Genomic DNA, 26416 nt, shown 5'->3' on the forward strand with positions numbered 1-26416 from the left:
GCGGCTGGCCGCCGTCGACCACCACGAGGTTGGGCGGGTACGCGAACCTGTGCCGCGCCGCGGGCGTGGTGGTGTCGGCGACAGGCGCGCCGCCGTCGTCGTCGTCCGCGTTCTCCGAAGGCCGTGAAACAGGGAGATCGCGCTCGGCCAAGTAGTTGCGGAAGCGGCGGTAAATAACGTCATACATCGAAGCCGTGTCATCGCGCGCAGCCTCGCCGGAGATGGAGAACCTGCGGTAGTCGGCCTTGCGGGGCAGCCCATCCTCCACCACCACCATCGAGGCCACAACGTTGGTGCCCTGCACATGGGAGATGTCGTAGCACTCTATCCGCATCAGCGGAAGAGGCAGCTCCAGTGCCTCCTGGAGCTCCTGCAGCGCGGCGGAGCGGGTGGTGATGTCGCCGGCCCGCCGGCTCTTATGCAGCCGCAGCGAATCCGCCGCATTGTGCTGGACGGTACCGAGCAGGGTTGCCTTGTCACCGCGCTGAGGTACCCGGATGTCCACCCGCGCACCGCGCAGACCACGCAGCCACTGGCGCATCTGCTCATCATTGCTGGGCAGGGTGGGAACCAGGATCTCGCGGGGAATCCGGTTGTTGCTGCTGCTCCCTTCACCATAAACCTGCTGCAGGAGATGTTCCACGAGGTCGGCGGTGCTCATGTCCTCGACCTTCTCAACCACCCAACCGCGCTGACCGCGGATCCTGCCGCCGCGGACGTGGAATACCTGGGCCGCGGCCTCCAGCTCGTCCTCGTCGAGGGCAAAGATGTCCGCATCAGTGTCCTCGCTCAGTACTACGGTATTGCGCTCGAAGACCCGCTTGAGCGCAGCAATATCGTCGCGCGTCCGGGCGGCCGACTCATAGTCGAGCTCCGCCACGGCGTCCGCCATCTGCTCCTCGAGCTGCCGGATGAACCTGCCGGCCTGACCGGACATAAAGTCGCAGAACTCACCTGCGAGTGCCCGGTGGTCCTCGGGCGAGATGCGGCCCACACACGGTGCGGAGCATTTGTCGATGTAGCCGAGCAGGCAGGGGCGGCCCGACCGTTCAGCCCGCTTGAAGACACCGCTACTGCAGGTGCGCACCGGGAACACCCTCAGCAGGGTATCAACGGTTTCACGGATGGCCTTCGCCGGATAAAACGGACCGAAATACCGGGTGTCCTTCCTCCGGTCCCCCCTCATGACCTGCACTCGGGGAAACTTCTCGCCGAGTGTTACGGCCAGATAGGGGTAGGACTTGTCGTCGCGGAACATCACGTTGAAGCGCGGATTGAATTCCTTGATCCAGGTGTATTCCAGCTGGAGCGCCTCAAGCTCGCTGCCCACCACAGTCCACTCGACACCGGCCGCGGTATGAACCATTGCCCGGGTTCGCGGCATCAACCCCTGTGGACTGGCGAAATATGAGCTGAGACGTGAGCGGAGGTTTTTCGCCTTGCCCACGTAGACAACCCGGCCGTGTTCGTCCCGGAACCTGTACACGCCGGGGCCCTGAGGAATTTCACCGGCCTTGGGCCGATAGGTTGCTGGATTTGCCACCCGTCCATCCTATCCGCGCAGGGTGTGTGGGCCCTGACTACTCGATGATCTTGCTCTGGTTGTAGCTGCTGGAACGCTCCTGGCCGGAAAGTTCTGCGATGGCATCCATGATGTGGTCGGTTGCCTGCCGCCGCGCAGGCAGCGAATGGTCGGGACCGGTTTTCGCGAACGTCAGCGGAGTACCGATTTTCATGGTGAAGTGCTGTGGCCTTACCCGGTTTCGTCCGGCCGGCTGAAGGTTCTCCGTTCCGATCAGTCCTACAGGTATCACCGGAGCTCCCGTGGTCAGCGCAAGCCACCCCACACCGGTGCGGCCGCGGTACAGGACCCCGTCCCTGGAACGGGTTCCCTCCGGGTAGATTCCGACCCCGCTTCCCTCCTCGAGCAAGCCGAGCAGCGTTTTCAGCGCCTGGACACTGGCGGCCTGCTGGCCCCGCTCCACGGGAATTGAACCGACGCCCTCGAAGAAGGACCTCATCAACCTGCCCTTGACGCCGGTTCCAGTGAAATACTCTGCCTTGGCGAAGAAGGCGACCGGCCTCGGCATCAGGGCCTGCACTAGTACGCTGTCAAGAAATGACAGATGGTTCGGTGCGACAATAATCGGGCCTGCGGCGGGAACGTTTTCCAACCCCTCGACGGTTGGACGGCACAATCCGGCAATCAGACCGCGCGTGCTGCTCCGTGTGAGGTCATAGACGCCCATGCGCCACCGCCTGTTTGGCGGCGACCGCAGCGGCCGTGGAAACTGCGGACGGCAGTTGGTCAGCGCGGTCGACGACGGCGTCGGCGCCGGCCGCGGTCAGCTCATCGATTGTGCCGAATCCCCAGGTGACCGCCACGCAGGGCAGGCTATTCGCCTTGGCCCCGGCGATGTCGTGCGACCGGTCTCCCACCATGACCGCAGCGTCGAAACGGCCACGGTGTTGGGCCAGGGCAGCGGCAATAATGGTGGTCTTGCCTTGCAAAGCGGCGGCCTCCCGCTCGTCACGGGGAGACCCATGGACCGAGTGGAACAGTTTGGTCATTCCCTGGACATCCAGCAGCTCAAGCGCCAGCCACTCCGGCTTCTGGGTTGCCACGGCAACGGGGTGACCCTGGTTCCGCAGGGCGCCGATCACGTTAATAATCCCAGGGTACGGCCTGCTCGCCGCCATGCCCGTGGACCTGTAATCCTGCCGGTAGAGACCAATCACCTCATCCAGCCGGTCCTCCGGCACTCCCGCAATATCCTTCAGTGAGCGCACCCGCGAGGGCCCCACCATGCGCTGCAGCTCCCGGTCGGCGGGAACGCGGAGTCCGCACGCACGCAGGGCCGCTGAAATTCCACCCGTGATGGCGCCGGCCGGATCGACCAGGGTGCCGTCAAGGTCGAACAAGGTCAGCAGGCGGGAATTCTTCACCGGCCAAGTTTCCCACAGGCGCTGTCCTGGAAAAAACCAGCATGCGCCGTAAGGAATACTTCTCGGCTTATCGACTCAATGTCTCCGCGAGGAATGTGCCCGTGTAACTGCTGCGGGACTTGGCAACCTGCTCGGGTGTCCCCGTCGCTATGATTTCGCCGCCGCCTGAACCGCCGTCCGGGCCCAGGTCAATCACCCAGTCGGCGCTCTTGATGACATCGAGGTTGTGCTCAATGGTGATTACCGTGTTGCCTTTCTCCACGAGGCCCTGCAGCACCAGCAGCAACTTCCGGATGTCCTCAAAATGCAGTCCGGTGGTGGGCTCGTCCAGGACGTAGATGCTCCGGCCATTGGAGCGTTTCTGCAGTTCGCTGGCAAGTTTGACGCGCTGCGCCTCCCCTCCCGACAACGTGGTGGCGGGCTGCCCCAGCCTTACATAGCCCAAGCCAACCTCCACCAGGGTATTGAGATGGCGTGCGATCGGCGTAAAAGCCGCAAAGAATTCCGCACCTTCCTCAATAGGCATATTGAGCACATCCGCAATGGTTTTACCCTTGTAATGGACTTCAAGGGTCTCGCGGTTGTAGCGCGCACCGTGGCACACTTCGCAGGGCACGTAGACGTCCGGCAGGAAGTTCATTTCGATCTTCAAGGTGCCGTCGCCCGAGCACGCTTCGCAGCGGCCGCCCTTGACGTTGAAGGAGAACCTGCCGGGCAGGTATCCACGGACCTTGGCCTCATTGGTTTCCGCGAAGAGCTTCCGGATGTTGTCAAAGACGCCCGTGTACGTGGCGGGGTTCGAGCGGGGCGTCCGGCCGATCGGGCCCTGGTCGACGTGGATGACCTTATCAAGGTGCTCCAGACCGTCGATGCGCTTGTGCCGTCCGGCGACCTGCTTGGCGCCGTTGAGTTTGTTGGCCAGCACCTTGTACAAGATCTCGTTGACCAGGGTCGATTTGCCCGATCCGCTCACTCCAGTGACGGCGGTCAGTACACCAAGAGGAAAGGAAGCGTCCACGCCCTTGAGGTTGTGTTCGCGTGCTCCAACCACCTTCACCTGCCGCGACTTATCGATTTTTCGCCGCTTCGACGGAACGTCGATTGAACGCCGTCCCGACAGATAATCGCCGGTGATGGATCGCTTGTTCTTCAGCAGATCTTCCAGTGACCCTGAATGGACTACTTCGCCGCCGTGTTCGCCGGCTCCCGGGCCGATGTCCACAATCCAGTCGGCTTCCTGAATGGTGTCCTCATCATGCTCGACGACGATCAGCGTGTTGCCGAGGTTCCTCAGCCTGGTGAGGGTCTCGATCAGGCGCCGGTTGTCCCGCTGGTGCAACCCGATGGAGGGTTCATCCAGCACGTAGAGCACACCGACCAGGCCGGAGCCGATTTGGGTGGCCAACCTGATGCGCTGGGCCTCGCCGCCGGACAACGTTCCGGAGGCGCGCTCGAGATTGAGATACTCCAGGCCGACGTCGAGCAGGAACCGAAGGCGTGCCTGGATCTCCTTCAGCACCTGGCTTGCGATGTGCGCTTCACGTCCGGTCAGGACGAGGTTGTTCAGGAAGTCGCTGCACTCGCGCATGGGCATGGCCGCGACCTCTGCGATGGACCGGCCATTGATGAGCACCGACAACGACGCAGGGTTGAGCCGCGCTCCACCGCACTCAGGGCAGGGGATCTGCCGCATGTACTCCTCGTAGCGGTCCCGTGCGTGGTCGGACTCGGTTTCGAGATGCTTGCGGTGAATGTACTGGACAGCACCTTCGAAGCCGGTGCTGTATTTGCGCTCGCGCCCAAACCGGTTGCGGTACTGCACCACCACCTTGTGGTCCCGGCCGTAAAGCGCTGCCTCGCGTGCCCTGTCGGGGAGCTTGCGCCACGGCGCATCCATGGAGAAGTTGAGCTCCTTGGAGAGTCCTTCGAGGAGCCTGGTCCAGTACTCCAGCGTTGCCGTTCCCAGCGACCACGGGGCAATGGCGCCCTCGGCCAGGCTGAGGTCGGGGTTGGGTACCACCAGTTCCTCATCGACCTCCAGTTTGGTGCCGATTCCGGTGCACTTGGGGCAAGCTCCGAAAGGGTTGTTGAACGAAAATGAGCGTGGTTCAATCTCGTCAATGGCAAGGGGGTGTTCATTGGGGCAGGCGAGGTTCTCGGAGAAGGCCCTGATCCGCTTGGAGTCGTCCTCCGGCAGATCGACGAAGTCCGCCAGTACGCGTCCCTCGGCAAGTTTGAGTGCTGTTTCGATCGAGTCGGTCAGCCGTTGCCGCACGCCGTCCTTGACGGCAAGCCGGTCAACAATGACCTCAATGGTGTGTTTGAACTGCTTTTTCAGCTTGGGCGGCTCGGTGAGTTGAACCACTTCTCCGTCCACGCGTGCGCGGGAGTAACCCTTGGCTGAAAGATCCTGAAAGAGGTCAGCGAACTCTCCCTTGCGGCCGCGCACCACCGGGGCAAGAATCTGGAAACGGGTTCCCCCGTCCAACTCCATCAGCTGATCCACAATCTGCTGCGGAGTCTGCCGGGCCACCGGTTCACCACAGACGGGGCAGTGTGGGCGCCCCACACGCGCCCACAACAGACGCATGTAGTCATAGATCTCGGTAATGGTGCCCACTGTGGAGCGGGGGTTCTTATTGGTGGACTTCTGGTCAATGGACACGGCTGGGGACAGCCCCTCGATGAAATCAACATCGGGTTTGTCCACCTGGCCAAGGAACTGCCGGGCGTAGGCGGATAATGACTCCACGTACCGCCGCTGACCCTCGGCGAAGATGGTGTCAAAGGCCAACGATGATTTCCCCGAGCCGGACAGGCCCGTGAAAACGATCATGGCATCGCGCGGCAGATCGAGGTCCACATTGCGGAGGTTGTGCTCGCGCGCTCCCTTGACGATCAGTCGGGAGAGGTCCTGTGGGAGTTTTGCGGGTTCGGAAAAACCGGAATCCAACGAGGTTGCAATAGACACGGATTCACTCTAATGGAAATCCTGTTCGAATACATATTCGATTGCATGTTTCCCGGCGTGTCCCGCCGTGATGTTCACCGTCGGCGCAGCGCCGCCCGCACATACGACACTGCTTCGTCCTCGGTGATTCCGTTGGCCTTGATTAAACGGGCATACTCCGCTGCGCCCTCGGCAGCCTTTCGCCGCGCCTCGTCACCGGCTGCAGCCACGACCGTTCCCGCCCTCGACCGGGTGACCACAATCTGTGCGTGTTCCAACTCCCGGTATGCCCTGGCCACTGTGTTCACCGCGACGCCAAGATGACCGGCGAGGGTCCTTACCGGAGGAAGGCGTGTGCCTACCGGCAAGGACCCGTCATTGGCGGCGTCCAGGATCTGAACCCGCAACTGCTCGTACGGGGGAACGGAGCTGGCCTGGTCAATCCGCAGCCATCTCATCACATCGGTGTTCACGGTGACGCTCCTGGCAACGGCGGACGGGTTCACACATTCTGTCACGCGCCGCGGATGTTCTCTATGGAACGCGTCCGGTTCTGCGTAAACTGGCCGGATGCATGACCTCTCCAGTATCACCATCCGGTCTATCTCGGTAAGCGACATGGACAACAACGTCTACCTCATCACTGCCAAAGCCTCCGGCGCACAGGTACTGATCGACGCTGCCGATAACGCTCCAGCGATTCTTGAGCTGCTGGCCCAGGGTGCGGGCGACACTCAAGCAGACGCGAAACCCGCGCTCATCATCACAACCCACTCGCATTGGGACCATGTGAGGGCGCTGGCCGCCGTCATCGAACACACCGGTGCCCGCACTGCTGCAGGCCTGGCGGACGTGCCGGACATCAATGTGCCAACGGATATTCCGCTTGAGCACGGCGACATCGGCAACTTCGAGGGGTTTGACCTGGAGGCGATAGCGCTGCGCGGCCACACGCCGGGATCCATCGCGCTGCTCTACCGCGACCCTGACGGGCCGGCTCACCTGTTCACCGGTGACTCGCTATTTCCCGGCGGCGTGGGCAACACCAACGGCGATCAGCACCGCTTCGAGTCCCTGTACAACGACGTCGTCGAGCGGCTCTTCAACGTCCTGCCCGATGACACTGTGGTGCACCCCGGCCACGGCAAGCCCACCACGCTCGGCGCCGAACGGCCCTCTTTGGCCGAATGGAAATCACGCGGCTGGTAGGGCTTTGCAGCCAACCGCAAAGATGCGGCGGAACGGGAAGAGGGTTCCCTCCGGCTCCGACGGATAGGCCTCGCTCAACAGCGCTGAGTAGCGGGCTTCAAACTCGGGCGCCTCGGCTGCAGACAGAGCCTCAAGTACGGGACGCAGGCCTGTGCCGCGCACCCACTCCAGTACCGGGTCACTCCCCTGCAGCACGTGCTGGTAGGTCGTTTCCCACGCGTCGGCCTCCAAGCCGGCCGCGCGCATGAGGCGTAGGTAGTCGCCCGGCTCGCTCACGGCGTCGTCGTGCCTTAACACCCCGGCCAGCCGTGGGGCCCAGCGCTCCGACTCCGCAAGTCCGCGCATCAGCGCGTGCGACGGTGACCGGAAATTCCCCGGAACCTGCAGTGCAAGCCAGGCGCCCGGTTCCAGCACCTGCGTCCAGGACTGGATCATCTTCTGGTGCCCGGGCACCCACTGCAGAAGGGCATTGGAGACGACGACGCCGGTGCCCGGTTCGGGCGAATAATCGCCGACATCACCGACAGTGAATGCCAGGTTTGGCGGCGCGTCTTCGAGCGCTTTGGCACGCTCAATCATGTGGGGTGAGGAATCGATGCCCAGCACCTCCGCGTCCGGCCAGCGGCGGGCAAGTACTGCCGTAAGCTCCCCCGGGCCGCAGCCCAAGTCCACTACCTTCGCAGGTGTTGCATGCCCGATCCTCCCTACCAGGTCGAAGAACGGCCTGGACCGGTGATCTGAAAACAGTGCATATTGAGCTGGATCCCATCGCATGATTTCAGCCTAACCAACAGACAGCGGATAGGCTGAAGACACATGAGAATCCAAGAACACCTTCCCCTGTCCGGCGCCGGCGATGAGCAGGCAGACGCCGTCTATGGCGCATTCCTTGAGTGGGCAACCGGAGAGGGCCTCACGTTGTACCCGGCTCAAGATGAAGCCGTGTTGGAGCTGGTTTCCGGCAATAACGTCATCCTCGCCACACCTACGGGATCCGGTAAATCCCTGGTGGCCGTCGCCGCCCATTTCCATGCCGTCGCCCAGGGCCGCCGGAGCTACTACACGGCACCGATCAAGGCCCTGGTCTCCGAAAAGTTCTTTGCCCTGTGCGCGACGTTCGGCGCCGAGAACGTTGGCATGATTACCGGAGACTCAGGCGTCAACCAGGATGCCCCCATCATTTGCTGCACAGCGGAGATCCTCGCCAACATCGCCCTCCGCGAGGGTGCGGCAGCGGACGTGGGCACGGTCATCATGGACGAGTTCCATTTCTATTCAGATCCGCAGCGCGGCTGGGCCTGGCAGGTGCCGCTGCTCGAGCTGCCGCAGGCGCAGTTCCTGATCATGTCCGCAACCCTGGGAGACGTGGAACGGTTCGAGAAGGAACTCAGCGACCGCACCGGGCAGGAAACCAGCACGGTCAGCTCCGCCGAGCGGCCCATTCCCCTGAACTTCTACTATGCCGAAACAACCATCCAGGAAACGCTTGAGGAACTGCTCACCACCCATCAGGCTCCTGTCTATGTGGTGCACTTCAGCCAGGCCGAGGCGATCGAGCGCGCTCAGAACCTCATGAGCGTCAATGTCTGCAGCCGGGAGGAGAAGGACCGGATTGCGGAACTCATTGCCTCCTTCCGGTTCTCCTCCGGATTTGGCAAGACACTGAACCGTCTGGTTCGCCATGGCATCGGCGTACATCATGCCGGCATGCTGCCCAAGTACCGGCGGCTGGTGGAGCAGCTGGCCCAGGCCGGGCTGCTGAAAGTGATCTGCGGAACCGACACGCTGGGCGTCGGCATCAACGTCCCCATCCGCACCGTTTTGATCACCGCGCTGAGCAAGTACGACGGCGTCCGCACCCGCCTGCTCAACGTGAGGGAATTCCATCAGATCGCCGGACGCGCGGGGCGCGCAGGCTACGACACGGCGGGGACCGTCGTCGTGCAGGCACCCGACCACGTAGTGGAGAACACCAAGTCGATGGCTAAGGCCGTTGCCAAGTTCGGCGACGACCAGAAGAAGCTACGGCAGGTGGTCCGGAAGAAGCCGCCCACCGGATTTGTATCGTGGGGGAAGCCAACCTATGACCGGCTGGTTGAAGGTACCCCCGAACCGTTGACCTCCAGCTTCGCCGTGAGCCATTCAATGCTGCTGAACCTGCTGGAGCGGCCCGGCAACCCTTTCTCGGCGGCGCAGCGTCTCCTGAATGAGAACCACGAGCCGCGCTCCTCACAGCTGTCCCTTACCCGCCGGGCGCTTGGCATCTATCGATCGCTGGTCACGGCCGGAATTGTCGAACGTCTTCCTGAACCGGACGCCGATGGCCGCAACATCCGGCTGAAAGTGCATCTCCAGGCAAACTTCGCCCTCAACCAGCCGCTGTCCCCGTTTGCGCTGGCCAGCTTGGAACTGCTTGACCCGGAGAGCCCGTCCTACGCACTCGACGTCGTCTCAGTGGTGGAAGCGACACTGGAGAAACCGCGTCAGGTGCTCAACGCGCAGGAAAAGAAGGCACGCGGCGAAGCGATCGGGGCCATGAAGGCCGACGGCGTCGATTACGACCAGCGGATGGTGCGGCTGGAGGAAATCACCTACCCGCAGCCGCTGGCCGAGCTGTTGTTCCAGGCCTTCGAGACCTACCGGTCGGGGGCGCCCTGGCTTGGCGATTTTGAGTTGAGCCCCAAGTCTGTGGTCCGCGACATGTACGAACGGGCCATGAACTTCGGCGAGTACATCGCTTTCTACGCGCTCTCCCGCTCCGAGGGCATTCTGCTCCGCTACCTGGCGGACTGCTACAAGGCCCTCCGCCAGACCGTTCCCACGGAAGCGCTGCGCGAAGACCTCACCGATATCATCGAGTGGCTCGGCGAACTGATCCGGCAGGTCGACTCCAGCCTCCTGGACGAATGGGAGCAGCTGGCCGCCGGCGTGTCGGCCGGCGACGTGCACGACGTCGACCTGCCGCCTGAACCGGACTCAGTCACCTCCAACGAGAGGGCCTTCCGCGTGATGGTGCGCAACGAAATGTTCCAGCGGGTCAGGCTCTTCGCAGACGAAAAGGACGTCGCGTTGGGAGAGCTCGACGAAGCCTCGGGCTGGAACGCCGACCGCTGGGCGGAAGCGATGGACGGCTATTTCGACGAGCACGAAGACATCGACGACGGACCCGATGCCCGCGGACCCGCCCTCCTGATGATCGAGAAGCTCCCGGGCAGCTGGAAGGTGCGGCAGATCTTCAAGGATCCACGCGCCCACCACGACTGGGGCATCAACGCAGTCATCGACCTCGCGGCCTCCGACGAGGCCAGCGTGCCCGTGGTCACCATCACCGGCGTTGGTGGGCCCTGATCCCTCGATAGTGTTAAGCGCATGACTATCCGTGAAGCCCGTCCCGAAGATCTCCCCGTCATCCTTCAGCTGATCCACGACCTCGCGATCTATGAGAAGGAACCGGACGCAGTCAGAAACACACCCGAGTGTCTCGAACGGGCACTCTTCGGCGCCAATCCCAGCGTCTTCGCCCATGTTGCCGAGACCGGCGAAGGAATCCAGGGGTTTGCCCTCTGGTTCCTGAACTACTCAACCTGGGAGGGCGTCAACGGCATCCACCTTGAAGATCTTTATGTCCGCCCGGAGGGACGCGGCGCCGGCCACGGCAGGGCGCTACTGCAGGAGCTTGCCCGCATCGCCGCCGAACGCGGCTATGCCAGGGTCGAATGGTCGGTGCTGAACTGGAACGAACCCTCCATCGGTTTCTACCGGAGCCTCGGCGCCGCCCCGCAGGATGAGTGGACCACCTACCGGCTGACCGGCGCTGCCCTGGCCGGCTTCGCGGGAACGGCCACGGCGTGAGCGGGCCGTCCGACCTGTACCGCGCGGACCCAACGTATGTGATGCGTGGTGTCCGCACCACCGGTCACCACTTCACGGTGCCTCTGGACCACGCGCGTAAAGAGGGCGGGACGATCGAGGTCTTTGCACGTGAGTACACATCAACCGATCACGACGACGGCGTCCTCCCCGCACTGCCCTGGCTCCTCTTCCTCCAGGGCGGCCCCGGCGGCCGCGGCAACCGGGTCACGCAGCTCACCGGATGGATGAAGGCTGCTGCACGCCACTTCCGCGTACTGATGCTTGACCAGCGTGGAACGGGTTTGTCCACGGCTGCTGACGCGCTCACTCTGGCGGCCCGTGGCGGACCTGAGGAGCAGGCCGCTTACCTCGCCCACTTCCGGGCGGATTCGATTGTCGCCGATGCCGAAATCATCCGGCAATCGCTGGGGTCCCCGCCGTGGACAATCTTCGGACAGAGTTTTGGCGGGTTCTGTGCGCTGAGCTATCTTTCTTTTGCGCCGGAGGGGTTGGCACGGGCACTCATCACAGGCGGTCTGGCACCGTTGAGCGGCTCCCCCGACCGCGTATACCGGGAGACCTTCCAGCGTGTCGCGGCGCGCAACCGGAAGTACTTCGACAAGTATCCCGAGGACCGCCTGGTCGTTAGCCGGATAGCCGGCCATCTGGACAACGTCACAGAAAACCTGCCCACCGGTGAACGGCTGACCACCCGGCGGTTTCAGATGGTTGGGGCCTATCTGGGCGGGAACGCGCGCATCGACGGCCTGCATTACCTCCTGGAGGATGCCTTTGTTGATACTGCAGCCGGGCCGAGGCTCTCACACACCTTCCTGGATCAGGTTGGTGCACTTGTCAGCAGATCCTCCAACCCGTTGTACGCGCTGATGCATGAGTCGATTTACTGTCAGGACCAGGCATCCAACTGGTCGGCCGACCGAGTGCTCCGTGAGTTCCCGGAGTTCCTGCCAACCGCAGCCAGTCCCCTGCTCACCGGCGAAATGGTGTACCCGTGGTACTTCGACGAGGACCCCGCGCTGCTGCCGCTAAAGGAAACCGCTGAGGTTCTGGCCGCAAAGTCGGATTGGGGACCGCTGTACAGTGCAGAGGCGCTGAGACGCAACACCGTTCCAGCGGCAGCAGCCGTCTACACAAATGACATCTACGTGGACCGGGATCTGTCCCTTGAAACTGCAGCTGCGGTCAAGGGCCTGCAGGTCTGGGAGACAGATGAGTTCCACCACGATGGCATCAGCGACGACGGCGAGGCCATCTTCAACCGACTGCTGCGAATGACCGGCTGGCAGTAGACGGGATCCCGGAATCAGCTCTCGACGTCGGCGTCCGAGGCGCGGGACTTCCTGCTATCCTCCGCCAACTGGGCATCGACTGCAGTCTGCTTTGCCTTGGGGCTGAGAAGGCTCGCGACAACCGCGACCACAATGATCCCGATGATGACTCCGAGGGACGTGAACGTGTCAATCACGGGAACCCACTCGATGTGCTCACCGCCGTTGATGAACGGCAGCTCATTCTCATGCATGGCGTGGAAGATGAGCTTGATGCCGATGAATGCCAAGATCAGTGAAAGTGCGTGCTTCAGGTAGATAAGGCGCGTCATCAAACCACCCAGCAGGAAGTACAGCTGGCGCAGTCCCATGAGGGCGAAGATGTTGGCGGTAAAGACAATGAAGGGGCTCTGCGTCAGGCCGAAGATCGCCGGAATCGAGTCGACCGCGAACAGCAGGTCGGTGAGACCAATCGTCACGAAAACGATCAGCATGGGGGTGAAGACCTTCTTGCCGTCCACCACGGTCCGGATCTTGCCGCCGTCGTACTTCTCCGACATTGGCAGCACCCTGCGCAGTCGGGCGATCAGCGCGTTTTCTGTGTGCTCTTCGTCCTCACCGGAGTCCTTGGCCTGCTGGTAGGCCGTCCAGAGCAGGAAAGCACCGAAGATGTAGAAGATCCAGCTGAAGTTGCTGATGAGCGCGGCGCCAAGCAGGATGAAGATTCCGCGCAGAATGAGGGCGATGATGATGCCCACCATGAGAACTTCCTGCTGATACTTCCTTGGCACCGAGAACCGCGCCATGATGATGATGAAGACAAACAGATTATCGATGCTCAGGCTGTATTCGGTCACCCAGCCTGCCACGAACTGTCCACCGAATTCAGCTCCGGTGAAGTAGAACATCAACCCAGCGAAGATCAGCGCCAGGGAGACGTAGAACGTGACCCAGAGTCCGGCTTCTTTCATGGATGGCTCGTGTGGACGCTTCACCACCAGGAGCAGGTCGAAGAGGAGCACAAGTCCGAGGACAATAAAGGTGCCTATTTCAAAGGCAAGGGGTAATTCCAGCACAGGAGGCCTTTCGGAGGGTACGGCGATTGCGCGCAAGTCTCTCCGCCGCTTCCATTGACAGGTGCGACGGCTACGCCCGGCAGATCTTCGATGGCCTGCGTGTTGACGTTCGTAGCGCTGAGGATACTCCCCTACGTCCCGTTCATCTTACCCGTGCTTCGCGTGGATCCGGAAATAGGCTCTTGCCTGGACAATCGGCGAACGTGCTCGACCAGCTTCGGCTCGGTCCAGTAATCCGAGTGGGACCGCACCGTTCCATCCTCCCGCGGATCGTGGAGCCTCCGGTTGTCCGCTCCCGGCACGGGGGTACCGATGGGGTCTGTGGTGCGCCAGAAATTCACCCACGATGCGCTCCCTTCCGCAACCCCCCGGAACAGTGCGGGAGTGAAGGTGTCGGGAAAGAACCGGCGGTAGAGCGAGGACAACGGCGATCCTGCGGTGACGAGGTGCGGCCCTGGCTGCGCGGTCCGGCCATCCTCCCCCGCGTGCGCGATCAGCCAGGCGCAGATCGCTGACCCCTGGCTGTGCGCCACCAGCACCAACCGGTGCGGGGCGTGCCGCGCTGCTACCTGGCCTATACCGGCCACCGCCGCATCACGGTAGGAAGCGCCCGCAAGCGGATGATGCCTGACGGGCCAGAAACCCGCGACGTCCGCCACCTTGCCCAATACCTCCCGCACCGGACGAAGCTGGCCCAGCAGGATCACCAGAATGACTGCGGCACCGGCGAACTGAAGCACAAGAATGGCCAGCGCCAACCATGGGCCGCCCAAACGCCCCTCTCCCAGCACGACGGCGGCGCCCACAGCAGCCGTCGCCAGCCCCGTTGCCACGGGAAGGATGAGGGGGATCAACCGCGGTGCGGCAGCGGCAACGGCATGCCACCAACGTCCGCGGGCAGCTTTGCCCTGCGGCAGTGGAGGCAGCCCGGGAGAGCGGGTGGCCACGAGCACGACGGCGGCTGCCACCACGGTGGTCAGCACCACGATCAGTGCGAGGAAGGGAAAAAGGTCCAGCCTGCTGTCGCCTGCTTCACGTGGATTGTCATACGCAAGCAGGATCCCAACGCCCGCGGCGCGTTCTGTCTGCTCGGCTCCGAACAGTCCTGTCACGTAGCCAAGCATGTTGTCCACGATCATTCTCACGAGCGCTGTGACTGTGTGCATCAGCAGAACCGCAACGATCAGCAGCACCCCACCGGTGACTCCGGGCGCCCGCAGACGCCGCCGCTTCCCGGCGGCGCAGTACCGGACGGCCAGAACAATCGCCGCCATCGTTGCGAGCACCGTACTGGCAGCTATCCACAACGCCATCGCATCAAGGTGGGCTGTCCCGCCGGTCGGGTCAGCCACCGAGGGCCAGCCGTGCCATTGAACGCGGGCGGGTTTCAACCAGGCGAGCAGGCCGCCGGTGATTGCAACAGCCGCGATGTGGGCTGCGAGCAGGGCTAATCCGTCTGTCTGCCCGACCTGCGCCCGCACTACGGTCAACCGCCGATAGACCATCCAGCCGATCAACAGCGACGCCGCGGCAAGGGGAATGAGGCTGTGGCCGGCCGGCAGCGCTGTATACCGAAGGACGGTCTCTACCAGCACCACTATCCAGGCCAGCTGCGAGACTGTGAGGATCAATCCCACAAATACGACGGCGGACCGCAACAGGGCCGAGCCGCCGCCCGGAAGGGACCCTGTCTGGTTGGAGGAGGTCATGTGCCCTGCAACGTTGGCCAGCGTGAAGGGAAAAGCGAAATACCAGAGAAATCCGGCCTGGTTGCGGTTGGACCGTGACCAGTTGATGATCCGCAGCTCGTGGTCGGGCACGGGCGGCGGCTCGGCTACCTGCACCCAGTCGTTGACGGTGCGCTCGGCCGGCAGGCCAAGGCTGGTGGAGTAATCGTGGTCACCCACGCCGTGGACACGGATCTCGGTCAGCGGCGTCGGCCCTTCCGGCCTGGGATCAGTCATCCCGCTCAGGCGTGTCCGGCCGACTGCATCTGCCGAAGTTCCTTTTTCAGATCCCCCACCTCGTCACGGAGCCGCGCAGCCAATTCAAAGTGCAGGTCCGACGCCGCCGAGTGCATTTGGGCCGTCAACTGTTCGATGAGGTCGGTGAGATCCTCCGCCGGAACAGCTGCCAGTCCGTCGTGGCGGACGGGCGTCCGGCCTTTGCCCTTGCGCTTCTTGCCCGACTCCTCCAGCAACGCCCGGGTATCGGCGTCCTCCTGTGCGATGGAGTCGGTGATGTCGGCGATACGCTTCCGCAAAGGCTGGGGATCCACCCCGTGCTTCTGGTTGTACGCCACCTGGATGGCGCGGCGACGGTTGGTCTCATCGATGGCCTTGGCCATGGAATCGGTGATCCGGTCCGCGTACATGTGCACCTCACCGGAGACGTTACGGGCTGCGCGCCCGATGGTCTGGATGAGCGAGGTGGCGCTGCGGAGAAATCCCTCCTTGTCAGCGTCGAGGATGCTCACCAGTGACACCTCGGGCAGGTCCAGGCCTTCACGAAGAAGGTTGATGCCCACCAGGACGTCGAAGGTGCCGAGCCTCAGCTCCCTGAGCAGCTCAACCCGGCGCAGCGTGTCCACATCGGAGTGAAGATACTCCACCTTGACACCGTGCTCCAGCAGGTACCCGGTGAGGTCCTCGGCCATCCGCTTGGTCAGCGTTGTCACGAGCACGCGCTCGTTCTTCTCGACGCGTGTTCGTATTTCCCCCAGGAGATCGTCGATCTGGCCCTTGCTCGGCTTGACGATGACTTCGGGGTCCACCAGGCCCGTGGGCCGAATGATCTGCTGAACGTAACCGTCGGATTTTCCCAGCTCATATTTGCCCGGGGTTGCCGACAGGTAGACCGTCTGACCGATGCGCTCCAGGAACTCATCCCACTTCAACGGACGGTTGTCCATGGCGGAGGGAAGCCGGAAACCGTGATCGACCAAGGTCCGTTTGCGGGACATATCACCCTCATACATGGCGCCGATCTGTGGAATGGTCACGTGTGATTCGTCCACCACCAACAGGAAGTCATCCGGAAAGTAATCGAGTAGGCAGTGGGACGCGGAACCCGAGCCGCGGCCGTCGATGTGGCGCGAGTAGTTCTCGATGCCGTTGCAGAAACCCATCTCCTGCATCATCTCAAGGTCATAGGTGGTGCGCATGCGCAACCGCTGCGCTTCCACAAGCTTATTCTGGGACTCAAGCTCCTGGAGGCGTACCCGCAATTCATCCTCGATCTGCTTGACCGCGCGGTTCATCCGTTCGGGTCCGGCCACGTAGTGGGACGCCGGGAAGACATACATTTCCGTCTCTTCCCGGACAATCTCACCGGTCAGGGGATGGAGGGTGTAGATCTTCTCGACCTCATCGCCGAAAAACTCGATCCGGAGCGCAAGTTCCTCATACATCGGAATGATCTCGACGGTATCTCCGCGCACACGGAAGGTTCCCCGATGGAAGTCCATGTCATTGCGGGTGTACTGCATAGACACAAACTTCCGCAGCAGATCATCCCTGTTCATGGTGTCACCCCGCTTAAGAGTGACCATGCCGGCAACGTACTCCTCGGGAGTTCCCAGGCCATAGATGCAGGAGACAGTGGCCACCACAATGACATCCCTGCGGGTCAGGAGCGCATTAGTTGCAGAGTGCCTTAGCCGCTCAACTTCCTCATTAACGGAGGAGTCCTTTTCGATGAAGGTGTCCGTCTGCGGGACGTAGGCCTCCGGCTGGTAATAGTCGTAATAGGAGACGAAATACTCAACGGCGTTATTAGGCAACAGTTCACGGAATTCGTTGGCCAACTGGGCTGCGAGGGTCTTGTTCTGAACCATGACCAGGGTTGGCCGCTGGATCTGCTCGATCAGCCACGCCGTCGTCGCGCTTTTACCTGTGCCCGTGGCGCCCAGCAACACAACGTCTTTCTCGCCCGCGTTGACGCGCTCGCTGAGTTCGGCGATGGCGGCCGGTTGGTCGCCGGCGGGCTTGAAGTCGCTGATGACCTCGAACGGTGCCACCACACGGTTGATATCCTGCGCAAGACTCATGGATAAAACGTTAGTCCCTTCCGCGGACAGCCAGTGTCCTCAATGGAGGTTATTCTCGCGAAGCGGAACAGCCGCGCCTAATCGCGGGGCGCCATCCAGCCGGTATCGGCGATCCAGCGGGAGAGCCTGGGGTCAGCGAACTCAGTAAACCAGGCTTCCTTGCACGCAGCGTAGCCGGCGGTCCGTGCATCCTGGGCATGCAGGCCGGCACAGCGTTGCTTCTCCGCGAGATACGCCGCCGTCATCCCCGGTGCGGCACGGAGCCAGTCGCGAAAGGACAGCGCGTACCTCCAGCCGGGCGAGTTCAGTACCCGCACGTGCAGGTTCACGGGGCGCCCCGGGTCTGCGTTGCAGTGAAGTCTTTTTCCCCACTCGGACGGATCCGGGTGGGCGGGTTTGGGGTCGTCCCGCCAGATACCGGGCAGCCGGGGAAATCCGGCGCCAGCGAGTGCATTGTCCAGGGCATCGGCGTCCTCCAGGGAAGCAACGGTGAGTTGGAGATCGATCACGTCCTTCGCGGCCAGGTACGGAACCGCCGTGGACCCGATGTGGTCCACCCGCAGCACCCGCTCATCAATCCGCAGCAAGCGGTCCGCGAGCCTCCCGGCTTCCGCGGGCCAGGCTGAAAGCGGTCCCGTGAGGACGGGGCCGCCCGCACGGTCGGCCGGCTTCGCCGTAAGGAGGTTGGCGTTGAAGGGGGCAAGCCGCTCCGCCCACAGCGTGTCCACGGCATCAAAAAGATCGTCCGGTCCGGACGAATTGTCCAGCACCACATCAGCAGCCGCGTTCCGGGTGGCCCGGTCCGTCTGTGCTGCGATCCGGGCACCGGCGTCCTCGGCGCTCATCCCGCGCACGCCGGTCATCCGGGTGATCCGTTGCTCATCCGGTGCGTCGACCACCACCACCAGATGGAACCGGTTGCCCTGCCCGGTCTCAACGAGCAGCGGAATGTCCTGGACCACCACGGCGTCGCGCGGCGCCGCCAATGTCCTTTCCAATGCCAGGGCGCGTACCAGCGGGTGAATGATTCGGTTGAGTCTTTCGCGTTTCTCACTGCTGCCAAAAACCAAAGCTCCCAGCGCCGCACGGTCCAGTCCGCCGTCGTCGTCGTTCACTATTCCGGCTCCGAACTCCTTGGCTACGGCGCGCAGGCCCATCGTGCCGGGCTCCACAACCTCGCGGGCAAGCATGTCCGCGTCAATCACCACCGCACCGAGTTCCTCTAACCGCGTGGCGGCCAGCGATTTTCCTGCGGCTATCCCACCGGTGAGGCCTACTGTCAGCATGGTTCCCAGCCTAAGCCAGACGGACGCGCGGCTACACTTGTGCGGTGACCGGAACCGTCAGCCCGCACGAGTACACAACAGTAAAGTCACCATCAGAGTCCCAACACAGGCGCGAGCTGGAAGTGCGGCGTTCGCGCTTCATCGCGGTGGTTCAACACGTGTCCACCGTTGAAGAGGCCCGCGGTCAGTTGGCGGAACTCCGCCGGGAGTTCCACGACGCCCGGCACCTCTGCAGCGCGTATGTCATCGGTCCCCGTCGGGAGATCCAGCGGTCCCATGATGACGGCGAACCGTCCGGTACTGCGGGAGCACCCATGCTGGAGGCCGTCCTCAAACGTGTTACCCGGGCTGGCAGGACAGATCTCAGCGATGTTGCGGTGGTAGTTGTCCGCTATTTTGGCGGCGTCCTGCTGGGAGCTGGAGGGCTTGTGCGCGCATACTCGGAGTCCGTCTCCCGGGCGCTGGATTCGGCTCCATTTGTCCGGAGGCGGCTTCAACAGGTCTTGGACATCAAGGTCCCGCACGCCGACGCGGGGAGGCTTGAGCACAGCCTCCGTTCGACCGGTATTGAAATCATCGGTCATGCCTACGGTCACTCGGTCACGATCTCAGTCGCTGTCCCTGCGTCCGCGCCCGGGGTCAGCGGATTCGAGGCGCGGCTGGCGTCGTTGACCGCCGGAGCACGGACGGCAGAGCGTACCAGCGTGAGGTGGGTGGACAGTGCCTGATTTTTCCTTCGATTTCCTGCGTCGGCGGCCGGACGTCGAGGCGCTCAACCTGTCTGCCTGGGACGCCGCCGACGAACTCCTGCTCGACACCGCTGCCGGTGCCATTCGTGAGCGGCCGGACGCCGTCGTCGTTATGGGAGACCGCTACGGCGCGCTCACACTTGGCGCTCACGCCCTCCATGGTGCGGTGAGCGTGCGTACGCACCAGGATGGGCTTTCGGGCGTCCTCGCACTGCAGGCCAACGCAGCGGCCATCGGCCTGAGCGGTGAGTATGCGCATCATCCGCTGGGTCCCGGGCTGCTGGAAGACGCGAGGACCGTATTGCTGCAACTCCCCCGCTCGCTCGACGAACTGGACGAGGCCGCCTGGCACATAGCGCGCTGGGCGCATCCCGACGTCACCGTGCTTGCCGGAGGCCGGACCAAGCATATGAACCTATCCATGAACGGTGTCCTTCAGCGGCACTTTGGAACCGTGACCGCAGGACTGGCGCGTAGGAAGGCGCGAATCGTCACCGCACAGATACCGATAACGACGCCGCACAGCGGCTTCCCTGCCACCGCGCGCCATGAGGTGGGGCTGGCAGGACCACTGACACTGTGTGCCTACGGCGGAACGTTTGGCGGGCCGGCGCTCGATCCTGGGACCAGGTTCCTGTTGCCCTTCCTGGCTGGCGCGAAACCGGTGCCCAACGCCATCGATCTGGGTTCCGGCAACGGAACCATTGCGGTGTTCCTGGCACTGAGCCGTCCTGAACTCCGGGTGCGCGCCTCCGACCAATCCGCCTCCGCGGTGCAGTCGACCCGCGCCACCGCTGCCGCGAACGGCGTGGCTGACCGCGTAACAGCCGTGCAGGACGATGCGCTTGCGGGAATGCCCGATGCATCGGCAGGACTGATTGTGCTCAATCCCCCATTTCATCTGGGGAACACGGTGCACGCCGGCATCGCGCACAAACTGTTCGCAGATGCGGGACGGGTCCTGGAGCCCGCAGGGGAATTATGGACCGTATGGAACAGTCTGCTGCGCTATCGGCCGGTCCTCGAAAAGCTGGTCGGACCCACCCGGCAGGTTGGACGAAATCCGAAGTTCACCGTGATGGTGTCAACCAAACCCCCCTTATGATCGCAGGCGCGGACGCGAAAGGACCCCCACCACTGTGGCGGGGGTCCTTTCGGTAAACCGAAGCTGGCCTTAGTTGCCGGTCAGCTTCTCGCGCAGTGCGGCGAGTGCCTCATCGGAAGCAAGCGTTCCCGAGCCGGCGTTATTGTCACTGGTGTTCTCCGCTGCAACAGGCTCCGAGGAGTAGCTGGTGGCATTGGATTCAACCGGCTCGTTGGCGGCAGCGGCGTCGTCGGACGCGTGCTGCACAACCTGCTTCTTGTGGGCTTCCCAACGGGACTGGGCCTCAGCGTACTGAGCTTCCCAGGCGGCGCGCTGAGTGTCGTAGCCTTCAAGCCATTCGTTGGACTCAGGATCGAAGCCCTCGGGGTACTTGTAGTTGCCTTCTTCGTCGTACTCGGCAGCCATACCGTAGAGAGCAGGATCGAACTCGGTGCTGTCGGCGTCGACACCCTCGTTGGCCTGCTTGAGGGACAGCGAGATCCGGCGGCGCTCGAGGTCGATGTCGATGACCTTGACGAACAGTTCGTCTCCAACCGAGACAACCTGTTCTGCCAGCTCCACGTGGCGCACAGCCAGTTCGGAAATGTGCACCAGCCCTTCGATGCCGTCTTCGACGCGGACAAACGCACCGAACGGGACCAGCTTGGTGACCTTACCCGGAACAACCTGACCCAGCGCGTGTGTGCGGGCGAAGGTCTGCCAAGGATCTTCCTGGGTGGCCTTCAGCGACAGCGAAACGCGCTCGCGGTCCAGGTCAACCTCAAGAACCTCGACGGTGACTTCCTGGCCAACTTCGACAACCTCTGACGGGTGGTCGATGTGCTTCCAGGACAGTTCCGAAACGTGGACGAGGCCGTCTACGCCACCAAGGTCCACGAAGGCACCGAAGTTGACGATCGAGGACACAACGCCTGGACGAACCTGTCCTTTTTCCAGCTTATTGAGGAACGTGGAACGAACCTCGGACTGGGTCTGCTCAAGCCAGGCACGGCGGGACAGCACAACGTTGTTGCGGTTCTTGTCCAGCTCGATGATCTTCGCTTCGATCTGCTGGCCGATGTACGGAGCAAGATCGCGTACGCGACGCATTTCCACCAGCGAGGCGGGAAGGAAGCCGCGGAGGCCGATGTCGAGGATAAGTCCACCCTTGACGACCTCGATGACGGTACCGGTGACAACACCGTCTTCTTCCTTGACCTTCTCGATGTCGCCCCAGGCACGCTCGTACTGCGCGCGCTTCTTGGACAGGATCAGGCGGCCTTCTTTGTCTTCCTTGGTGAGTACAAGGGCTTCGACCTGATCGCCGACGGAGACAACGTCTCCGGGATCAACATCGTGCTTGATGGACAGCTCACGGGAAGGAATGACACCCTCGGTCTTGTAACCGATGTCGAGCAGAACTTCGTCGCGGTCAACCTTGACTACCGTTCCTTCAACGAGGTCTCCGTCGTTGAAGTACTTGATGGTGGCGTCAATGGCTGCGAGGAAGTCCTCAGCGGTGCCGATGTCGTTGATCGCGACCTGCGGTGCACCTGGCTTCTCGGTGGTGGTGATGGTCATGTAGTTGGGACTCCGTTGTGGATGTTTAGTTGATCCGGTTCTTCGACTCCGCGCAGATAACACAAAAATATGTGTAAAACCGCATGGAACCTGTCCGGAAGTGGACAAATGGAAACTAATTGAAATATGTGCGCTCCGAGCACGGCATACAGCCTTCCGTGCGCATGACACGCCCGTCCAGTCTAGCCTTTCTGGACAAGCAAGGTCAAAGCTGCCGACAAACCAGGTCGCAGGCCCGGCTCACCGTTAGAAATGAGTGATGCAGTACGGTGCCCGGGCAGCGTTGAACAGTGAGTCCAGCGTTTCCAAAGCCCCGGGTATGGACGGCGTTATGTGGCCCGCAACAGCGAGGGTGGATGCGCTCACACCGCCCAGATACATGGAACCGAGCGCTGCAACGTCCATGGTTGCGTCGGTCGACGAACCCGTGTCGAGCCTGTGGACTGACGCACCGCCATCGGACACCGACAACGTGAAAGCGCCTTCGGAATGAGCCAGTGTGTCCTTAACGGTGAACGATACAGCGCCGTCGACTGCGAAGCCCCGTGCTTCCAGTGCCTTCACCGGATCAAGGATGCGCAGCCACAACACATCCTCATCGCCCGTCACCTTGTGGCTACGCCGGTCAGCCAGCGCCCAGGGCAGCGGGTCATCCGCAGCGGCCAGACCGAAAGTCACGCGCTCCACAAGGTCAATGGAACCGAGGTAACGCCACAGTTCCAGGTAGGCGGCATCGGTCGCTGCCACCAGGTCAACCACCTTCATGGTGTATGGCTGGGTCTCCCAGCCCGCGAATTTGTAGGACACGTAGCCGTCGGGTTGGCCGTCGTCGTCGTAGTGGACCGCCGTCCGTACCGCCTTGTCCTCTTTGGGCCGCTCGTCTCCCCACACGCCGGCCGCCCGGCGCGGATAGGAATACTGGCGGCCGATCGAACCCAGGGTCCGCTCATGGAAGCGGGCAAAAACGTCAGTCGACAGCCCGACGACGGCACTGGCCTCCACCACGTCGATCCGTCCGTAGGCGGGCGGCAGGACAGCGAACCGCTCACGCACGTCCACTTCAACGTTTCGGGTGAGAGTTGCGGCGCCGAAACCGAACCGGCCATAAATCGTGGCCTCCGACGCAGTGAGCGCGGCGATGGCCAGCCCGTTATCCGCGGCGGTCTGCAGGTCCTCCGTCATCATGCGGCGCAGCAGTCCGCGGCGCCGATGAGTGGGCCGAACGGTGACGGCGGTGACCAAATGGGTGTCCACCAGTCTGCCGCGGCCAACGTTGAGGGTGTTGACCATGGTGCCGTAGGTGGCCACCGGCACGTCCACGTCCCAGCGGTGCGGGCCGCCGTCGTCGTCGTACGCGCCCCACAAGGTCCGGTGGTCCGCCGCGTGGGCGGCCGCATAAGCAGGAATGTCTTCCGCTTCGGCACGGGCTTCGTGGAAGCCGAAGCCTACTGCCTCAAACCACTTGGCCAACCGGCCGGTGGCGCTGTGGTCCGTGTCCGGTGCCACGGTGAACTTGTCGATGCGGATGGATGAGCCTGGCTGCAGTATTTCTGTGGTCACAACCCACCAGCCTAGTAGTTTCCCAACCGTTCCGGCTACGCCCTAGTGGGCGGCCTCATGCCAGCTGGCTCCCGTGCCCACCGACACGTCCAGCGGAACCGAAAGCTCCGCAGCTCCAGCCATCTGCGCACGGACCAGCTTCTCCACCGTTTCCCGTTCACCGGCCGCTATTTCGAGGACCAGTTCGTCATGGACCTGCAGCAGCATGCGCGAGGAGAGTCCCTGCGCACGCAATTCACGCTCCACGCCCAGCATTGCCTTCTTGATGATGTCGGCGGCGGACCCCTGGATGGGTGCGTTAAGCGCCGCCCGCTCGGCCATCTCACGGAGCTGCCGGTTGTCGCTGGAAAGGTCCGGGAGATAGCGGCGGCGGCCTTCGATGGTGGAGGTGAAACCGTCCTTGCGCGCCTGCTCGACCACCCCCCGCAGATAGTCACGCACCGAACCGAAACGGTCAAAATACTCGCGCATCAGCGTGCGCGCCTCATCCACTGAAATGGCCAGCTGCTTGGACAGGCCAAACGAGCTCAGTCCATAGACCAGCCCATAGGACATGGCTTTGACCTTGGAACGCATGGCGTTGGTGACATGCTCCGGAGCCACACCGAAGATGTGCGAGCCGACAAAGCGGTGCAGGTCCTCCCCCTCCTTGAAGGCCTGAATCAGGCCGTCATCCCCGGACAGGTGGGCCATGATGCGCATTTCGATCTGCGAATAGTCCGCCGTCATCAGACAGTCGAAACCCGCGCCCACCACAAAAACCTCGCGGATGCGGCGTCCCTCATCCGACCGGACCGGAATGTTCTGCAGATTGGGGTTCATGGACGACAGCCTGCCCGTGGCGGCAATGGTCTGCACATACGTGGTGTGGATGCGGCCATCCTCCGCGACGGATTTGCGCAGGCCCTCGACCGTCTGGCGCAGTTTCGATGCGTCGCGGTGCGCAAGCAACTGCTCCAGGAACGGGTGTCCCGTCTTGACGATGAGGTCCGTCAGCGCATCCGCGTCAGTCGAATAGCCGGTCTTGATCTTTTTAGTCTTGGGGAGCTCCAATTCGTCGAAAAGTACCGCCTGAAGCTGCTTGGGCGACCCCAGGTTGATTTCCTTGCCGATAATCCGGAAGGCTTCGGCGCTGGTTGACGCCATGGTCGCCGAAAAATCGTCGAATAGACGGTCCAGACTGTCTGCCGCGACGGCGATTCCGGTGAGCTCCATCTCTGCCAGCACCTCTGACAAAGGCAGCTCCAGCCCACCGAGCAGCTGGTTGGCTCCGCGTTCCACCAATTGTCCGGCGAAGTGTTCGCTCAATTGCAGGGCGGCAAAGGCCTTAACGACGGCAGGACCGGCAAGGTCCGGCTCCACCAAATCGAGGGCCAACTGGCCGCCAGTGGCGACAGCGGGGCCCGGCACCGTGAGCCGGAGGTGGTACTGACTGAGCTCCGCAAGATCATAACTGCGCCGATCCGGCTGGATCAGATACCCGGAGATGGCTGTGTCATCCACCTCCCCGGCAAGCTTGAACCCACGGGCGGAGAGCAACTTGTAGGACGCTTTGAAGTCGTGGACAACCTTGGGCGCGTCGAGGTCCTCCAGCCAGCCGGCCAGTACCCGCTCCGCCGCGGCGTCAAGTGATTCCAACCGCACATAAGCGGCAGCGGTGGAGGTTACCAAAGCCAGCCCGACGACGTCGTCCGCTCCCGTGGTTGCCTGCGTCACCAGCTGGACGGCCGTCAACGCCTGATTGGTGGTGTTCAGCCAGCTGGTCAGCGCGGCGGCGTCCTCCGGGAAAACATGCTCCGGCGGCGCCAGCTCATCATGGTTGGACTCTTCCTCCGACTCTCCGAAGAGGTCGAACAGTCTTTTGCGCAGGATGGTGAATTGCAGCGCGTCAAAGAGCTCCTCGACAGCATCGCGGTCGGGCTGCCGGAACACCATGGCATCCAGGTCAACCGGAAGCTCCAGATCGGTGAGCAAGTGATTGAGCCGGCGGTTTCGTTTGACGCTGTCGATGTTCTCCCGCAGCGCGTCGCCGACCTTGCCGCCGATGGCATCAAGGTTCTCAAGGATGCCATCCAGGCCACCATAGAGTTTGATCCACTTGGCTGCCGTCTTGGGGCCAACCCCTGGAACGCCCGGCAGGTTGTCAGCGCTCTCCCCCACCAGCGCCGCCAGATCAGAGTACCTGTTGGGTGGAACGAGGTACTTTTCCTCGACCGCCCTTGCATCCATCTGCGGGATGTTGGTGACGCCCTGTTTCGGGTAGAGCACCGTCACCCGGTCATTGACCAGCTGAAACACATCCCGGTCACCGCTGACTAATTGGACGTCCCACTTCTTGTCCGCCGCGCGGCACGCCAGGGTGGCCAGGATGTCATCAGCCTCGTAGCCGTCCATTGAAATGGTTGGAATCTGAAGGGCCTCCATCACCTTGATGATCAGGTCAACCTGGCCGTGGAACTCCTGTGGAGTTTTGGAGCGCCCGGCCTTGTATTCCGTATACTCCACATCGCGGAAGGTGGGCGTATCCAGATCGAAGGCAACTGCGACATGGGTGGGTTCCTGATCCCTGATCAGGTTGATGAGCATTGCGGTGAACCCGTAGACCGCATTGGTGTGCTGACCCGTGTCGGTGGAGAAATTTTCCGGCGGGAGAGCGTAGAAAGCCCTGAACGCCATGGAATGGCCGTCGATCACCAGGAGGCGGCTTTGCTGGCGGCCTTCCGGCGCAGGATCCGTCAGGGTTGCAGTGGATGCCGAGACCTCGGGTTTGGTTGTTTGACTCACAG

The 26416-nt window shown here is 62.7% G+C and carries 19 protein-coding genes; 6 read left to right on the top strand and 13 right to left on the bottom strand.

The genetic code is table 11. From position 1 onward, the window contains the following. The 5 genes from uvrC to Y708_RS0103050 form a co-directional block, all read right to left on the bottom strand. Positions 1–1543 (bottom strand): excinuclease ABC subunit UvrC (uvrC, locus tag Y708_RS22490; protein ID WP_035775033.1); only part of this gene is annotated, 1543 nt, incomplete at its 3' end. 37 nt (positions 1544–1580) lie between these two features. Further along, a complete protein-coding gene (locus tag Y708_RS0103035) occupies positions 1581–2249 on the bottom strand; it encodes a lysophospholipid acyltransferase family protein (protein WP_028278784.1) in 669 nt (222 codons plus the stop codon). Continuing rightward, the gene (locus Y708_RS0103040; RefSeq protein WP_028278785.1) at positions 2236–2946 is read right to left on the bottom strand and encodes an HAD hydrolase-like protein; all 711 of its coding nucleotides are present in this window, start codon (positions 2944–2946) and stop codon (positions 2236–2238) included. The genes Y708_RS0103035 and Y708_RS0103040 overlap by 14 nt, the downstream gene beginning before the upstream one ends. Before the next feature lie 67 nt (positions 2947–3013). Next, on the bottom strand, positions 3014–5917 hold the full coding sequence (gene uvrA, locus Y708_RS0103045; RefSeq protein WP_028278786.1) for an excinuclease ABC subunit UvrA: 2904 nt from the start codon (positions 5915–5917) through the stop codon (positions 3014–3016). Between the two features lie 74 nt (positions 5918–5991). Beyond that, positions 5992–6369: a GntR family transcriptional regulator gene (locus tag Y708_RS0103050; RefSeq protein ID WP_253905663.1), complete on the bottom strand. Its 378-nt coding sequence runs from the start codon at positions 6367–6369 to the stop codon at positions 5992–5994. 97 nt (positions 6370–6466) lie between these two features. On the opposite strand from Y708_RS0103050, the gene Y708_RS0103055 reads away from it, so the two are divergent. Continuing rightward, entirely contained in the window at positions 6467–7105 is a 639-nt protein-coding gene (locus Y708_RS0103055; RefSeq protein WP_028278788.1) for an MBL fold metallo-hydrolase, read from the top strand. Here Y708_RS0103055 and Y708_RS22495 read toward each other — a convergent pair. Then, positions 7091–7879, bottom strand: a complete 789-nt coding sequence (locus Y708_RS22495; RefSeq protein ID WP_035775035.1) for a trans-aconitate 2-methyltransferase — start codon at positions 7877–7879, stop codon at positions 7091–7093. The two genes, Y708_RS0103055 and Y708_RS22495, sit on opposite strands and share 15 nt — an antisense overlap. A gap of 42 nt (positions 7880–7921) precedes the next feature. Between Y708_RS22495 and Y708_RS0103065 the strand changes: the two genes are divergently transcribed. The 3 genes from Y708_RS0103065 to Y708_RS0103075 are packed head-to-tail and all read left to right on the top strand — an operon-like array spanning position 7922 to position 12267. Next, entirely contained in the window at positions 7922–10453 is a 2532-nt protein-coding gene (locus tag Y708_RS0103065; protein WP_028278789.1) for a DEAD/DEAH box helicase, read from the top strand. Between the two features lie 21 nt (positions 10454–10474). Next, positions 10475–10957: a GNAT family N-acetyltransferase gene (locus Y708_RS0103070; protein WP_028278790.1), complete on the top strand. Its 483-nt coding sequence runs from the start codon at positions 10475–10477 to the stop codon at positions 10955–10957. 41 nt (positions 10958–10998) lie between these two features. Next, positions 10999–12267: an alpha/beta fold hydrolase gene (locus Y708_RS0103075; RefSeq protein WP_051478524.1), complete on the top strand. Its 1269-nt coding sequence runs from the start codon at positions 10999–11001 to the stop codon at positions 12265–12267. 14 nt (positions 12268–12281) lie between these two features. On the opposite strand, the gene Y708_RS0103080 is transcribed toward Y708_RS0103075, so the two are convergent. The 4 genes from Y708_RS0103080 to coaE form a co-directional block, all read right to left on the bottom strand. Next, positions 12282–13322, bottom strand: coding sequence for a TerC family protein (locus Y708_RS0103080; protein WP_035775112.1), 1041 nt, complete (start codon positions 13320–13322; stop codon positions 12282–12284). Positions 13323–13453: 131 nt separating this feature from the next. Next, positions 13454–15286: a hypothetical protein gene (locus Y708_RS0103085; protein WP_028278793.1), complete on the bottom strand. Its 1833-nt coding sequence runs from the start codon at positions 15284–15286 to the stop codon at positions 13454–13456. 5 nt (positions 15287–15291) lie between these two features. Next, the gene (uvrB, locus tag Y708_RS0103090; protein ID WP_028278794.1) at positions 15292–17370 is read right to left on the bottom strand and encodes an excinuclease ABC subunit UvrB; all 2079 of its coding nucleotides are present in this window, start codon (positions 17368–17370) and stop codon (positions 15292–15294) included. Positions 17371–17447: 77 nt separating this feature from the next. After that, positions 17448–18656: a dephospho-CoA kinase gene (gene coaE, locus Y708_RS0103095; RefSeq protein WP_028278795.1), complete on the bottom strand. Its 1209-nt coding sequence runs from the start codon at positions 18654–18656 to the stop codon at positions 17448–17450. 44 nt (positions 18657–18700) lie between these two features. Between coaE and Y708_RS22500 the strand changes: the two genes are divergently transcribed. After that, positions 18701–19384, top strand: a complete 684-nt coding sequence (locus Y708_RS22500) for an IMPACT family protein (protein ID WP_035775036.1) — start codon at positions 18701–18703, stop codon at positions 19382–19384. Further along, positions 19377–20510 (top strand): class I SAM-dependent methyltransferase, encoded by a 1134-nt coding sequence (locus tag Y708_RS0103105; RefSeq protein ID WP_028278796.1) that lies wholly within the window; start codon positions 19377–19379, stop codon positions 20508–20510. Before Y708_RS22500 ends, Y708_RS0103105 begins: the two co-directional genes overlap by 8 nt. A gap of 69 nt (positions 20511–20579) precedes the next feature. Here the strand turns inward: Y708_RS0103105 and rpsA are convergent, their stop codons facing one another. From rpsA to polA, 3 genes are all read right to left on the bottom strand, one after another. Next, a complete protein-coding gene (rpsA, locus tag Y708_RS0103110; RefSeq protein WP_028278797.1) occupies positions 20580–22070 on the bottom strand; it encodes a 30S ribosomal protein S1 in 1491 nt (496 codons plus the stop codon). A gap of 246 nt (positions 22071–22316) precedes the next feature. Then, positions 22317–23630, bottom strand: a complete 1314-nt coding sequence (locus tag Y708_RS0103115) for a GNAT family N-acetyltransferase (protein WP_028278798.1) — start codon at positions 23628–23630, stop codon at positions 22317–22319. Between the two features lie 42 nt (positions 23631–23672). Next, positions 23673–26414, bottom strand: coding sequence for a DNA polymerase I (gene polA, locus Y708_RS0103120; protein ID WP_028278799.1), 2742 nt, complete (start codon positions 26412–26414; stop codon positions 23673–23675). Between the last annotated feature and the right edge of the window lie 2 nt (positions 26415–26416).

Origin of the sequence: Arthrobacter sp. H5, from assembly GCF_000520595.1 — a bacterium.
Taxonomy (GTDB): Bacteria; Actinomycetota; Actinomycetes; order Actinomycetales; family Micrococcaceae; genus Arthrobacter_D.